Genomic DNA, 12,859 nt, shown 5'->3' with positions numbered 1-12,859 from the left:
GTCCAACCCCTCACGGAAGGCCCCAAAAGGGACCTTCCAACCTGCAAGGAGAGCGCGTGCTCACTGTCGGCGACCAGTTCCCCACCTACGACCTGACCGCCTGCGTGTCGCTGGAGAGCGGCAAGGAGTTCGAGCAGATCGACCACAAGTCCTACGAGGGCAAGTGGCGTGTGGTGTTCTTCTGGCCCAAGGACTTCACCTTCGTCTGCCCGACCGAGATCGCCGCTTTCGGCAAGCTGAACGACGAGTTCGCGGACCGCGACGCCCAGATCCTCGGCGTCTCCGGCGACTCCGAGTTCGTGCACCACGCCTGGCGCAAGGACCACGCCGACCTGCGTGACCTGCCCTTCCCGATGCTCGCCGACTCCAAGCACGAGCTCATGCGCGACTGTGGCGTCGAGGGCGAGGACGGCTTCGCCCAGCGCGCCGTCTTCGTCGTGGACCCGAACAACGAGATCCAGTTCACGATGGTGACCGCCGGCTCCGTGGGCCGTAACCCCAAGGAGGTCCTGCGGGTCCTGGACGCCCTGCAGACCGACGAGCTGTGCCCGTGCAACTGGAACAAGGGCGAGGACACCCTCGACGCCGGCAAGCTCCTGTCGGGCGAGTGATCTGACATGGCTCTCGACGAACTCAAGTCCGCCATACCGGACTTCGCCAAGGACCTGAAGCTGAACCTCGGTTCGGTCATCGGCAACAGCGAGCTCCCGCAGCAGCAGCTCTGGGGCACGGTCCTGGCCTGCGCGATCGCCTCGCGCTCGCCGAAGGTCCTGGCGGAGCTGGAGCCGGAGGCGAAGGCCAACCTCAAGCCCGAGGCGTACACGGCGGCCAAGTCCGCCGCCGCGATCATGGCGATGAACAACGTCTTCTACCGGACCCGGCACCTGCTGTCGGACCCGGAGTACGGGACGATGCGCGCCGGTCTGCGGATGAACGTCATCGGCAACCCCGGTGTCGAGAAGGTCGACTTCGAGCTGTGGTCGCTGGCCGTCTCGGCGATCAACGGCTGCGGCCAGTGCCTGGACTCGCACGAGCAGGTCCTGCGCAAGGCGGGCGTCGACCGCGAGACGATCCAGGAGGCGGTCAAGATCGCCTCGGTGATCCAGGCGGTCGGCGTGACGCTGGACGCGGAGGCGCTGCTCGCCGAGTGAGGCGTGTGACGTGACGCGAAAGGGCCCGGGGCATATACCCCGGGCCCTTTCACTCGTTCGGGCGGATGCTCGCCTACGGGACACGGCGCGAGGGCCCGCCCTACGATGATGGTCTCGACACCAGCCCCTGGGAGGCCCGCGATGTCTGCTGAAGCAGTCGAGTACCCCTACGGCGACGAACAGCCGAAGGGCCTGCTGAGCCTGGCCGACCGTCTGATGGAGCAGAATCCGGGCTGCCGCGTCGAGATCATCGGAGGCGTCATCACCGTGGCCCCATCACCGGACGGCCCGCACGCTCGGGCATTGACCGAGCTCATGTTCCTCTTCTTCGAGGCGGGCCTGCATGGGGGCGAGACTTCGGTACTCCAAGCTGTAGGACTCTGGCTTCCGACCGGGCCCGAGGACTATGCCATCCCGGATCTGTCCCTGGTTGACGCGGACTTCGACGAGCACGTCATCGAATTCAACTGCTACGACCCTGCCTGCTTCCGCCTTGTGCTCGAAGTCACGAGCTCCAACCACAGCCACGACCTCCGTACCAAGGTCCGCGCCTACGCCGCGGCGAAGATCCCCGTCTACGTCATCCTCGACCGCAAGAACGCCCGAATCCGCGTGCTCGCCGATCCGTCCGGCGATGAATACGCCACCCATGCCATGTACGCCCCCGGCCAGCAGCTCACGCTCCCCGAGTCGATCGGCGCGAAGGTCGCCCTCGACGTCACCACGCTCCTGGAGGCCGGAGGGGTCAAGCTCGGCTGATCACCCCTCCTCCCGAGACGCCCCCGGCGCAGGCGTAGGCGCGACCGCCCATGCCGTCGCGCCGCGTGGCTCCGGGGTGCTGAGCAGGGCCTGTTCCTGGCTGTACGCGCGGAGGTAGCCGACCACCGTGTTGGTGACCGCGACCAGCGGTACCGCGACCACCGCGCCGCCGATGCCCGCCGTCAGGCCGCCGGCCGCGACCGCGAGGACGACGGCGAGCGGGTGGACCCGGACCGCGCGGCCCAGGATGAACGGCTGCAGCACATGGCCCTCGATCTGCTGCACGGCCAGGACCACGACCAGCACCATCAGGGCCGTGAACACCCCGTTGGTGACCAGCGCGACCACGACCGCGAGCGCGCCCGAGATGACCGCGCCGACGAGCGGGATGAACGCGAAGAGGAAGATGAAGACGGCCAGCGGCACGGCCATCGGCACGTCCAGGAAGTACAGGCCGAGGCCGATGAACACCGCGTCGATCAGGGCCACAAGCACCGTGCCCCGCACATACGCGGTCAGCGTCCGCCAGGCCCTCGGCCCCGCGCCCGCGACACCGGGCCGGGCCTGCGCGGGCACCAGCTTCAGCGTCCACTGCCAGACCTTCTTCCCGTCGTAGAGGAGGAAGAGGGTCGAGAACATCGCGAGCAGTATCCCGGTGATCGCCTCGATGACGACGGTCACGCCCTGGAGTCCGGCCGAGGTGATCTGCTCGGTGTTCGCGCCGATCGTGTCGCTCAGGTTCTTGGCGATGTCGTTGATCTGCTTCTCGGTCACATGGAACGGGCTGTCGAGCAGCCAGCGCTTGAGCTCCTCGATACCGTCACGGACGCGGTCCGAGAGGTTGTCGATGTTGTCCATGACCTGCCAGACCACGAACCAGCCGACAAGCCCCATGATCACGAAGCCGGAGACGGCGGTGAGGGCGGTGGCGACCCCGCGCGGCAGGCCCATCCGGCGCAGCCGGGTGACCGTGGGCTGAAGCAGCGCGGTGATGAGGAGGGCGGCGACGAAGGCGAGGACGACCAGCTGCACCGAGCTGATCACCTTCATCAGCACCCACACCGTGCCCGCGAGCACGAGCAGCCGCCAGCCGGCCTCGGCGGCAACCCGCATGCCCCACGGGATCGCCGCGACGGGGTCGGGCCGGGCGGCGACCGCGGGGGCGTAGTCGGGCGGCGCGGGTACGGAGACGGCCACCGCGTCCGGCTTCGGCGCCCGCCGCCCGGGCCACCGCTCGGACGGGTCGGACGGGTCGGACGGGTCGGACGGGTCGGACGGGTCGGACGGGGGCATCCCCTCGGGATCCGGGCCTCCGGCGACGGGCCCGGCCGGTCGGGGCGCCCCGTCGACGGGGCCGCCGATGGGGCCGCCCGCGCCCTCGTCGCCCGCGGCGGCCGGCCGGGTGCCGGGGGCACCGGCGGGGAACGGCCCCCGCTCGGCCGACAGGTGCGGCGCGTCCAGCGCGTCCGCACGCTCCGCCCGGGCGCGGCGCTCGTCCAGCTCTTCGGCAAGGCGGCTCAGGCTCCCGCCCAGCCGGCTCAGCCATCCTGGCAGTCTCGACATCTTCTTCCCTCTTCCCCCGCTCACTCCCCCGGGGAGCACGTGGGCCCGAACCTACACGCATGAAGCCCCCCACCGTAGGACGGTGAGGGGCTCCGCGAGGTTGAGACGCCGGTCTAGTACCAGCGGTTGGCCTGCCAGAAGTTCCACGCGCCGCACGGGCTGTCGTAGCGGCTGTTCATGTAGTTCAGGCCCCACTTGATCTGGGTGGCCGGGTTCGTCTGCCAGTCGGCGCCGGCCGACGACATCTTCGAACCGGGGAGGGCCTGGACGAGACCGTAGGCGCCCGAGGACGGGTTGGTCGCGCGGTAGTTCCAGCCGGACTCGTGGTCCACTATGTTGCTGAAGCACTGGAACTGCGAGGCCGGGATCATCTGACGTGCGATCGCCTTGACCTCGGCGATGGAGTACGACCCCTGAGCCGAGAAGCTCGACGCGTCACGGACCGAGGAACGCTCGGCGCGCTCGGCGGCCTCCTTGCGCTCCTGCTCCGCCTTGTCGGCCGCTTCCTTCTTGGCCTCGGCGTCCTTGGCCGCCTGGATGCGGGCAGCCTCTTCCGCGGACTTCTTCGCAGCCGAGTCGGCCGCGGCGGCCTGGACGTCGGCCTGCTCCGAGAGCGAGGAGACCTGTACCTGGGCCTGCTCGCCCGCGGGGATGTCCGCGAGCAGCGTGGTGTCGGCCGCGGTGGCCTCGAAGTTGTCGTCCGAGGGCTGGGTGTTGCCCGAGGCAACACCCACGACGGCGCCGACGGTGGTGACCGCAGTGGCCGAAGCCACCGCGAATCCCCGGACCGAGATCCGGCTCACACGGTTTCCTTCCAGCATCGCCCACGCAGGTGACCAAGCGGGCGAAATCGTGCCCCTGGCGCTGGTCTCCGACGTACTGGGTCACAGAAGACACGGGCCCGTGGTGCTGTGGGCGGCATACGGCGAACGACTGTTGAGTTGTGTGGTGCCGCACCCCTGGGGGTGCACGTGTGCCGTATGCGGGGCCTGACGGAAGCAAGACTCTGCCGGACGGCGACGCCGCAAGGCAATTCCGAGTTGCGTGTGAAAGCTCACACCTCGTACGTCGCAGAAGTTTTGGCGGATTTCCGCGACAGCACGACGCCGCCCGGCTAAGCTCCTGCGCTCTGCCGGGCGGCGCCAACTCCCGTACGGGTACGGGACGGTACGGGACCGTGCGAATCTGATCAATCAGCTCAGATCTGACCATCCTCCAGCATTTCGGTCACCAGGGCGGCGATCTGCGAGCGCTCCGAGCGGGTCAGCGTGACGTGCGCGAAGAGGGGATGCCCCTTCAGCTTCTCGACGACGGCGACCACTCCGTCGTACCGGCCGACCCGGAGGTTGTCGCGCTGGGCGACGTCATGGGTCAGCACCACACGGGAGTTCGCCCCGATCCGGGACAGAACGGTCAGCAGAACGTTCCGCTCCAGGGACTGTGCCTCGTCCACGATGACGAACGCGTCGTGGAGGGAGCGGCCCCGGATGTGGGTGAGCGGCAGGACCTCCAGCATCCCGCGGCCGAGGACCTCCTCGATGACCTCACGGCCCGCCACGGCCGAGAGCGTGTCGAAGACCGCCTGCGCCCAGGGGCTCATCTTCTCGGCCTCGCTGCCCGGCAGATAGCCGAGCTCCTGGCCGCCGACCGCGTACAGCGGACGGAACACCATCACCTTCTGGTGCTGCCGGCGCTCCAGGACCGCCTCCAGGCCCGCGCAGAGGGCCAGCGCGGACTTGCCCGTACCGGCCCGGCCGCCCATCGAGATGATGCCGACGTCCGGGTCGAGGAGCAGATCGAGCGCGATCCGCTGCTCCGCGCTGCGGCCCCGGATTCCGAACGCCTCCCGGTCGCCGCGCACCAGCCGGACGTTGCCCTCCGACGTGATCCGGCCGAGCGCCTTGCCCCGCTCGGACTGCAGGACCAGACCCGTGTGCACCGGAAGCCCGGCGGCCTCCGGGACGTACAGCGTCTCCTCGTCGTAGAGGATGTCCACCTGGTCGGCGGCGAGGGCCAGTTCGGACATTCCGGTCCAACCGGAGTCCGTGATGGCCAGTTCGGCGCGGTACTCCTCGGCGAGGAGACCGACCGAGGACGCCTTGATGCGCAGGGGCAGATCCTTGGAGACGACCGTGACGTCGTACCCCTCGGCCTGGAGGTTGCGCGCGACCGCGAGGATCCGGGAGTCGTTGTCCCCGAGCCGGTAGCCGGCCGGGAGGACACCGGGGTCGGAATGGTTCAGCTCGACACGCAGGGTGCCGCCCAGGTCCCCGATGGGGAGCGGGGCGTCCAGGCGCCCGTACCGGACCCGGAAGTCGTCCAGGAGGCGCAGGGCCGCCCGGGCGAAGTAGCCGAGCTCGGGGTGGTGCCGCTTGGCCTCCAACTCGGTGACCACGACGATCGGGAGCACGACCTCGTGCTCGTCGAACCGTGACACGGCGTTGGGGTCGGCCAGCAGGACGCTGGTGTCGAGGACATAGGTGCGCCTGTCGGACAAGCGGCGCTTAGTGCTGGTCACCACGGAAGGACAGACCCCCTTTGACGACCCCTGAGAGGTCGGGGCGCGACGGAAGCGGTGTCGCTGCGGGATGGGACCGGGCTCTGGCCACGATGCGCGGGCCGAGCTCCGGCCCTCCGCTTCGTCCGTACATGTCCTGCACGGTCGTCCTGGTGCAACGGGCCTCCCGGGTGGCGGTCTCCGTGCCGCTCACTCTGGAAGGGATATGCCCTCGAACGCCCTCGGCCATGCCATGGCATATGACGACGTGTTCGTGAACACCAGGAGGCAGGAGGAGGGTCGGGTGCGGGCGGGCGCCGGGGGGTGCCGGGTGGGGTGTCCCGGGGGGGTGTCGGGGGGCCGGGGGGCGTGTGCTCAGCCGCCGTAACGCCGGTGCCGCGCCGCGTAGTCCCGCAGGGCGCGCAGGAAGTCGACCTTGCGGAAGGCCGGCCAGAAGACCTCGCAGAAGTAGTACTCGGAGTGGGCCGTCTGCCAGAGCATGAATCCGGACAGGCGCTGCTCTCCGCTGGTACGGATCACCAGGTCGGGGTCGGGCTGGTCGCTCGTGTAGAGGTGCTTGCCGATCATGTCGATGTCGACGATCTCGGCGAGCTCCGCCATGGACGTGCCCTTCTCGGCGTGGTCCGAGAGCATCGAACGGACGGCGTCCGCGATCTCCTGGCGGCCGCCGTAGCCGATGGCGACGTTGACGAGTATCCCGTCGACGTGCCGCGTGGACTCCTCCGCCTCCTTGACGACGGACTGCATCCGCGCGGGCAGGATGTCCTGCGTACCGACGTGGTGCACGCGCCAGCGGCCGTCGGCGGCGAGGGTACGGACGACGTTCTCGATGATCCCGAGCAGCGGGACCAGCTCGTCCTCCGGACGGTCGAAGTTGTCCGTCGACAGCAGCCAGAGGGTGACGACCTCGACATCGGTCTCGGAACACCAGCCGAGGAATTCCTCGATCTTGTCGGCCCCGGCCCTGTGCCCCTGGGCGGCGGTGCTGCCCGCCGCCTTCGCCCAGCGCCTGTTGCCGTCCATGATGACGCCGATGTGCTTGGGCACCTGGGCGTGGTCGAGGCGGCCTTCCACCCGGCGTGCGTAGAGCCCGTACACCAGGTCGCGCAGGTTCACTGTTCTTAACCCCTCCATGCAGCGGCGGTCCCCGAAGCCGCCACATTACTGCGGACGGGTCACAGGCTCCCAGCCCGGGACTGTCACAAGTACGTGATAAGCAGTGTGGCGTGACTCATTCCCCGATCTACACCGCCTCGGCGGACCGCTACGAGCACATGGAGTACCGCCGCACGGGCCGCAGCGGACTCAAGCTCCCCGCCGTCTCGCTCGGCCTCTGGCACAACTTCGGCGACGACAAGGCGCTCGACACCCAGCGCGCGATCCTGCGCCGCGCCTTCGACCTCGGCGTCACCCACTTCGACCTGGCGAACAACTACGGGCCGCCGCCCGGCTCCGCCGAGCTGAACTTCGGCAAGATCTTCGCCCAGGACTTCGCGCCGTACCGGGACGAGCTGATCGTCTCGACGAAGGCCGGCTACGAGATGCACCCCGGCCCGTACGGCGAGTGGGGCTCCCGCAAGTACCTGATGTCCTCGCTCGACGCCTCCCTGAAGCGAATGGGCCTCGACTACGTCGACATCTTCTACTCGCACCGCTTCGACCCGCACACCCCGCTGGAGGAGACGATGGGGGCGCTCGCCTCCGCCGTCCAGCAGGGCAAGGCGCTGTACGTCGGCGTCTCGTCGTACAACAGCGAGCAGACGGCGGAGGCCGCGCGGATCCTGCGCGAGATGGGCGTCCCGGCCCTGATCCACCAGCCCTCGTACTCGATGATCAACCGCTGGACCGAGGAGGACGCCCTCCTCGACACGCTGGAGGCGGCCGGCATGGGCTGCATCTCCTTCGTGCCACTGGCCCAGGGGCTGCTCACGAACAAGTACCTGAAGGGCATCCCGGAGGGGTCGCGGGCCACGCAGGGCAAGTCCCTCGACCCGAACCTGCTCTCCGACGAGGTGCTGCGGCGACTGCGCGGCCTGGCCGACATCGCCGAGCGGCGCGGGCAGTCGCTGGCGCAGCTGGCGCTGTCGTGGGTGCTGCGCGACGAGCGGATGACCTCCGCGCTGATCGGCGCGTCCAGCGTCGGGCAGCTGGAGGAGAACGTGGCGGCGCTGGCCGGGCCGCCGCTCACGGAGGAGGAGCTGAAGGAGATCGACTCCTTCGCCGTGGACACCGAGGGCACGAACATCTGGGCCGGACGGGGCTGAGGTCCGGAGCGGCGAAGCCGGACGGGGCCGGCGTCCGGAGGAGCAAAGAAAAACGGGCCGGGCCGGCAAAGAAAAACGGGCCGGTCCGTGGGGGGGATACGGACCGGCCCGAGGGGGGGTTTCCACCATAACCCTTCATAAGCGGTGCTGCGTGCCATGCGGCGCCGCCGGTCTCACCAGGATTCCCCGGAGCCCAGTCGGCACAAGGCCCGTGGGGGCGCCTGGCGGGTTTGCGCCCCGGCGTGGCGGCGGGTTCCGTCCCTCCCAAGAGGGACCCCCGGCGAAGGGCCCCCGGTTGACGGATCGCCTTCGCCGACGCAGGTCGGGCGGTCGTACGACGCTGGTCGGGCGGTCGTACGACGCTGGTCAGGCGGCGTCGGCGTCCTGCCGGGCTTCCGACTCCGCCACTCGGCCCGACTCCTCGGCCAAGGCGGACAGGCCCTGACCTGTTCGGCCCCTACCGTCGGGGCATGACGACCTCCACCCCACCACAGGTCACCTGGGCGCGGGCCGACGCCCGGAGGCTCCACCGGCAGTTTCTGGACGAGCCGACGGACGCCACGCCGGCGGCGGTCGCCGGCGCGATGCTCGGGGCGCACGCCCAGGTCCTGTCGGCCGCCGAGCTGTCCCTCGCGCTGCGTACGGCCGAGGCGACGCGGGTGGACGTACGGGCGGCGCTCTGGGAGGACCGCACGCTGATCAAGACGCACGGCCCGCGCGGCACGGTCCATCTGCTGCCTGCCGCCGACCTGCCGATGTGGACCGGTGCCCTGTCGGCGATCCCCACCGGGACGAATCCGATGCCGTCGGAGGTACGGATGACGGCGGCACAGACGGACGAGGTCCTCGCGGCCATCGCGGACGCCCTGACGGACACGGAGCTCACCGTGGACGAGCTGACCGACGCGATCGTGGCGCGCACCGGCCCCTGGGCGGGTGACCGAGTGATGGACGCCTTCCAGGACAAGTGGCCCCGCTGGCGGCAGATCACCCACGTGGCGGCGCACCGCGGAGTGCTGTGCTTCGGCCGGGACCGGGGCCGGAAGGTCACCTACACCAACCCGGGAGTGGAACCGGCGGAGGGGACGGCGGCGCTCGGCGACCTCGTGCAGCGCTATCTGTACGCCTACGGACCGGCGGCCCCGCGGCACTTCGCGAAGTGGCTCGCGGTGCCGCCCGGCTGGGCGACCGGGCTCTTCGCCTCGCTGGCGGCGGCCGGCCGGATCGAGGAGGTCTCCTTCGACGGCGCGCCGGCCTGGGTCATCGCCGGGGACACCGACTTCCCCGACGAGCGGCCGGCGCGCGGGGTGCGCCTGCTGCCGTACTTCGACGCCTTCACCATTGCCTCCCAGCCACGCGAACGGCTCTTTCCCGGCGGGGCCTACGAACGGGCCCTGGCGGGCGGCCAGGCCGGCAACTATCCGGTGCTCCTGATCGACGGGGTCGTTGCCGGGGTGTGGCACCAGCGGCGGTCCGGGAATCGGATCACGGTGACGGTCGAGCCGCTGGAGCGGCTGAGCGCGACGCGGCTGCGGAAGGTGGAGGCGCAGGCCGAACGGGTGGCGGAGATCCTGGAGGGCCGGCCCGAGCTGGTCGTGGGCGAGGTGACGGTGGGCCCGCACGCGTGACCGGAGCCGCCCGTTGTGGGCATACGTTCCGCAGGGGCGATGGGGGTCCCCCCGGACGAAGTCTGGGGGAGGGTGGGCACAACCCACGAGCGCGGTGCCGCTTCCGGGCCGTTCACCCCGAGCGCCTCGCACGGAGCAACGTCACGCCCTCCCGGGTCGCCACCACCTCGTAGCCGCCTCGCCGCCCTCAGGGGGAGGCGGAGAGCGCGCCGAGGAGCAGCCCGAGCAGGGCGCCGGCGATCATGAAGGGCCCGAAGGGGATCGCGGACTTCCGGCTCCCGCGCCGGGCGAGGACGAGACCGAGCCCGTACAGCGAGCCGAGGAGGAAGCCGGCGAACGTACCGGCGAAGAGGACGCCCCAGCCGTACCAGCCGAGGGCCGCGCCGAGGGAGAGCGCGAGCTTGACGTCGCCGAACCCCATGCCGCCCGGGTGGATCAGGAACAGCACGAAGTAGCCGCCGCCCAGGGCGAGTCCGCCGAGCAGCGCGTGGAGCCAGGAGCCGGCGTCGTACGGCAGGAGTTCGGCGCCGAGCAGGAGCAGCGGGGTGACGGCGGCGAGCGGGAGCGTGAGCTGGTCGGGCAGCCGGTGGACGCGGACGTCGACGGTGGCCAGGAGCACGGCGAAGGGCGCGTACAGCAGCCAGACGGCCAGCTCGGGGCGGGGGCCGGTGGCGGCGGCGAGGGCGGCACAGGCGAGGGCGGTGAGGAGGGGCGGGGCGAGGGCGTGGGCTTGCGCTTGCGCTTGCGGGGTGAGGTGGCGTTCAGCGGAGGCGGTCGCGCAAGAACCGCAGCCCGGGGTGGAGAGCCAGCCGCGCGCCGGGCCGGACAGGGCGTGGCCCGCCTCACAGGTGTTGCGCCACGGCTCCTCCGGTTCGACGGAGAGCCGGTACGCGGCGCGCGGCACGAGCAGCCCGGCGGCGGCGCCCCACAGCGCGGCGACGGTGATCAGCGTGGCGAACACCCGCCGCACCCTACCCAGCCGCACCGCTACCGTCTCCCCCATGGGGAGACCGGGGAAGTGGCGCGACGGCACCGGCAGCCTGCTCGTCGGGGAGGACGGGGACGATCCGATCCCGCTCGGGATCGCGGCCTCCTACCGGGCGCGGCGGCGCGGGCTCCTCGGCCGGGACGGCGTCGAGGGCGCGCTGCTCATCACCCCGACGAACAGCATCCATACCTTCGGTATGCGCTTCACGATCGACGTCGCCTATCTGGACCGGAACCTCAGGGTCCTGGACGTCGTGACCATGAGGCCGGGGCGGCTCGGCCTGGTGCGCCTCCGGGGCCGGCACGTCCTGGAGGCGGAGGGCGGGGCGATGGCGGGCTGGGGGCTGCGGAAGGGCGTGCGGGTCACGGTGGTCCCGAGCCGAGGAGCGTGAAGGCGCCGTAGGCCCCCGAGGCGAGGGCGAGCCCGGTCAGGACCAGGACCCGGTTGCGTATGCGGAGCCGTACGAGCGCCACGGCGGCCGGCAGCAGGAGCCCGAACGCGGGCATCATCAGGCGCGGCCGGGAACCGAAGTACGCGGCGCCGATGAGCGAGACGACGACGACCCCGATCGTGTACACGAGCAGCGGCAGCGGCTGCTTCTGCCGTACGCACAGGACGACCAGCCAGGCGAGCAGGGCGAGCGCGGCGCACAGGCCGAGCGCGGCGAGCGGCGGCAGGCCCCAGATGAAGCGGGCGAGGGCGACACCGCCGTCGATGGAGTTGCCCCAGGCGGCCTGGACGTCGAAGTAGGCGGTGGGGCTGGACTCGCGGACGCCGACGTAGACGATGTACGCGAGCCAGCCCAGCGGCGCGAGGAGGACACCGGCCACCATGCGCGCGGGCAGCTTCCGTTCGCGTACGACGGTGACGAGAGCCGTGATCCCGAGGGCGGCGATCAGGGCGGCGGCCGTCGGCCGGGTGAGCCCGGCGAGCGCGCAGAGCGCGCCGGCCAGGATCCAGCGGTCGCGCAGCACGGCCAGGATCGACCAGGCGGCGAGGGCGGTGAAGAGCGTCTCGGTGTACGCCATCGACTGCACGAACGCGGTCGGGTACACGCCCCAGAGGACGGCGAGCACGACACCGGCAGGCCGGCCGGCGACGTGCGCGCCGACGGCGTAGACGCCCCAGGCGGCGGCGAGTGAGGCGGCCCAGGAGACGAGGAGTCCGGCGGTGGCCGCGTCGAGGGGGAGAGCTCGTTCCAGGAGGGGGAAGAGCGGGAAGAAGGCGAGGTCGGAGTGGACGCTGCCGTTGGGGAGGGTGACCACGTAGCCGTAACCGTGCTCGGCGATACGGACGTACCAGACGGAGTCCCAGCGGCCCGTCAGCCGGTGCAGTCCGTCCTTGCCGGTCGCGGCGGCGGCGAGGAAGAGGATCGCGAGGCCGATGACGCGGGTGGCGGCGTAGCCACCGAGGGCGAGGGCGAGGGAGGACCGGGGTGGAGCGTGGGACATGTGCTCGATTATGTCCGGCGGGCGGAGGGGGTCCGAGGCGCGGGGGCCGAGGCTCAGCCACCGGGGCGGAGGGGGCCCGAGGCGGGGGCCGAGGCTCACCCCGCGGGGAGGAGAGGGTCCGAGGCGCGGGGGCGAGGCTCAGCCCCCGGGGCGTATGCGGCCGAACCTCGCCGCCATGACCGGGCCGAGCTCCTGGACGATGGCGTGTCCGGGCTCGTGCGGATACGGCAGGTCGTTGAGGAACGAGGTGACGATGACCTCGTCGATGCCCAGGACCCCGCGCGCGCTCTGCTCCTCCAGGAACTGGAGCGTGCGGCGCCAGTCGGCCGCCGCCGGGTCCTCCCCGAGGAAGGAGCGCACGGTGTTCTGGACAACGTCCCAGAAGAACACGTGCGGCAGCACACCGCCCTGGCTGAAGACGTGGGCCTCGTACGCGTCCCGGAACTCCGGGATGTGCGTCACGAGGTCGCTGACCAGTCGCACGCTGGGGGATGTCGTCGGCATCGGCAGTCCACTTCGGTGCGGGCCCGGCGCCCG

Annotated in this window: 12 protein-coding genes and 1 pseudogene; 6 read left to right on the top strand and 7 right to left on the bottom strand. The window is 71.0% G+C overall.

What is annotated here, in order from left to right; translation table 11 throughout:
• Window positions 1-56 precede the first annotated feature (56 nt).
• The 3 genes from ACZ4VI_RS08120 (at window position 57) to ACZ4VI_RS08110 (ending at window position 1,910) form a co-directional block, all read left to right on the top strand.
• Window positions 57-611, top strand: coding sequence for a peroxiredoxin (locus ACZ4VI_RS08120; protein WP_467997724.1), 555 nt, complete (start codon window positions 57-59; stop codon window positions 609-611).
• 6 nt (window positions 612-617) lie between these two features.
• Entirely contained in the window at window positions 618-1,151 is a 534-nt protein-coding gene (locus tag ACZ4VI_RS08115) for an alkyl hydroperoxide reductase (protein ID WP_147980985.1), read from the top strand.
• Between the two features lie 141 nt (window positions 1,152-1,292).
• The gene (locus tag ACZ4VI_RS08110) at window positions 1,293-1,910 is read left to right on the top strand and encodes a Uma2 family endonuclease (RefSeq protein ID WP_467997722.1); all 618 of its coding nucleotides are present in this window, start codon (window positions 1,293-1,295) and stop codon (window positions 1,908-1,910) included.
• On the opposite strand, the gene ACZ4VI_RS08105 is transcribed toward ACZ4VI_RS08110, so the two are convergent.
• The 4 genes from ACZ4VI_RS08105 to ACZ4VI_RS08090 form a co-directional block, all read right to left on the bottom strand.
• On the bottom strand, window positions 1,911-3,473 hold the full coding sequence (locus tag ACZ4VI_RS08105; protein WP_467997720.1) for an AI-2E family transporter: 1,563 nt from the start codon (window positions 3,471-3,473) through the stop codon (window positions 1,911-1,913).
• 113 nt (window positions 3,474-3,586) lie between these two features.
• Window positions 3,587-4,276 (bottom strand): aggregation-promoting factor C-terminal-like domain-containing protein, encoded by a 690-nt coding sequence (locus ACZ4VI_RS08100; protein WP_467997718.1) that lies wholly within the window; start codon window positions 4,274-4,276, stop codon window positions 3,587-3,589.
• A 395-nt stretch (window positions 4,277-4,671) separates the two neighbouring features.
• Complete coding sequence (locus ACZ4VI_RS08095; RefSeq protein WP_467997716.1) at window positions 4,672-5,994, bottom strand: PhoH family protein; 1,323 nt, start codon at window positions 5,992-5,994, stop codon at window positions 4,672-4,674.
• 351 nt (window positions 5,995-6,345) lie between these two features.
• On the bottom strand, window positions 6,346-7,107 hold the full coding sequence (locus ACZ4VI_RS08090) for an isoprenyl transferase (protein WP_467997714.1): 762 nt from the start codon (window positions 7,105-7,107) through the stop codon (window positions 6,346-6,348).
• A 110-nt stretch (window positions 7,108-7,217) separates the two neighbouring features.
• Here ACZ4VI_RS08090 and mgrA point away from each other — a divergent pair, with 110 nt between their 5' ends.
• Together mgrA and ACZ4VI_RS08080 are read left to right on the top strand one after the other, a co-directional pair.
• Window positions 7,218-8,255 carry an L-glyceraldehyde 3-phosphate reductase gene (gene mgrA / locus ACZ4VI_RS08085; protein WP_467997712.1) on the top strand — a complete coding sequence of 346 codons (1,038 nt, stop codon included), beginning with the start codon at window positions 7,218-7,220 and terminating at the stop codon, window positions 8,253-8,255.
• Window positions 8,256-8,725: 470 nt separating this feature from the next.
• A complete protein-coding gene (locus ACZ4VI_RS08080) occupies window positions 8,726-9,883 on the top strand; it encodes a winged helix DNA-binding domain-containing protein (RefSeq protein WP_467997710.1) in 1,158 nt (385 codons plus the stop codon).
• A 187-nt stretch (window positions 9,884-10,070) separates the two neighbouring features.
• On the opposite strand, the gene ACZ4VI_RS08075 is transcribed toward ACZ4VI_RS08080, so the two are convergent.
• A complete protein-coding gene (locus ACZ4VI_RS08075) occupies window positions 10,071-10,844 on the bottom strand; it encodes a prepilin peptidase (RefSeq protein WP_467997709.1) in 774 nt (257 codons plus the stop codon).
• Between the two features lie 40 nt (window positions 10,845-10,884).
• Here ACZ4VI_RS08075 and ACZ4VI_RS08070 point away from each other — a divergent pair, with 40 nt between their 5' ends.
• On the top strand, window positions 10,885-11,262 hold the full coding sequence (locus tag ACZ4VI_RS08070) for a DUF192 domain-containing protein (protein ID WP_467997707.1): 378 nt from the start codon (window positions 10,885-10,887) through the stop codon (window positions 11,260-11,262).
• Here the strand turns inward: ACZ4VI_RS08070 and ACZ4VI_RS08065 are convergent.
• Both ACZ4VI_RS08065 and ACZ4VI_RS08060 read right to left on the bottom strand, forming a co-directional pair.
• A pseudogene (locus tag ACZ4VI_RS08065) lies at window positions 11,234-12,310 on the bottom strand (hypothetical protein); the annotation flags it as partial. The gene ACZ4VI_RS08070 and the pseudogene ACZ4VI_RS08065 sit on opposite strands and share 29 nt — an antisense overlap.
• A 150-nt stretch (window positions 12,311-12,460) precedes the next feature.
• Window positions 12,461-12,826, bottom strand: a complete 366-nt coding sequence (locus ACZ4VI_RS08060) for a hypothetical protein (RefSeq protein WP_467997705.1) — start codon at window positions 12,824-12,826, stop codon at window positions 12,461-12,463.
• Window positions 12,827-12,859: the final 33 nt, after the last annotated feature.

It is taken from the genome of Streptomyces sp. NPDC029169 (genome assembly GCF_055563935.1).
This window is presented reverse-complemented; position numbering and strand designations above follow the sequence as displayed.

Bases quoted from the DNA above. Each gene is read 5' to 3' on its own strand.
- ACZ4VI_RS08115 (WP_147980985.1), top strand. From the start codon at position 618: ATGGCTCTCGACGAACTCAAGTCCGCCATACCGGACTTCGCCAAGGAC.
- ACZ4VI_RS08110 (WP_467997722.1), top strand. From the start codon at position 1,293: ATGTCTGCTGAAGCAGTCGAGTACCCCTACGGCGACGAACAGCCGAAG.
- ACZ4VI_RS08105 (WP_467997720.1), bottom strand. From the start codon at position 3,473: ATGTCGAGACTGCCAGGATGGCTGAGCCGGCTGGGCGGGAGCCTGAGC.
- ACZ4VI_RS08080 (WP_467997710.1), top strand. From the start codon at position 8,726: ATGACGACCTCCACCCCACCACAGGTCACCTGGGCGCGGGCCGACGCC.
- ACZ4VI_RS08070 (WP_467997707.1), top strand. From the start codon at position 10,885: ATGGGGAGACCGGGGAAGTGGCGCGACGGCACCGGCAGCCTGCTCGTC.
- ACZ4VI_RS08060 (WP_467997705.1), bottom strand. From the start codon at position 12,826: ATGCCGACGACATCCCCCAGCGTGCGACTGGTCAGCGACCTCGTGACG.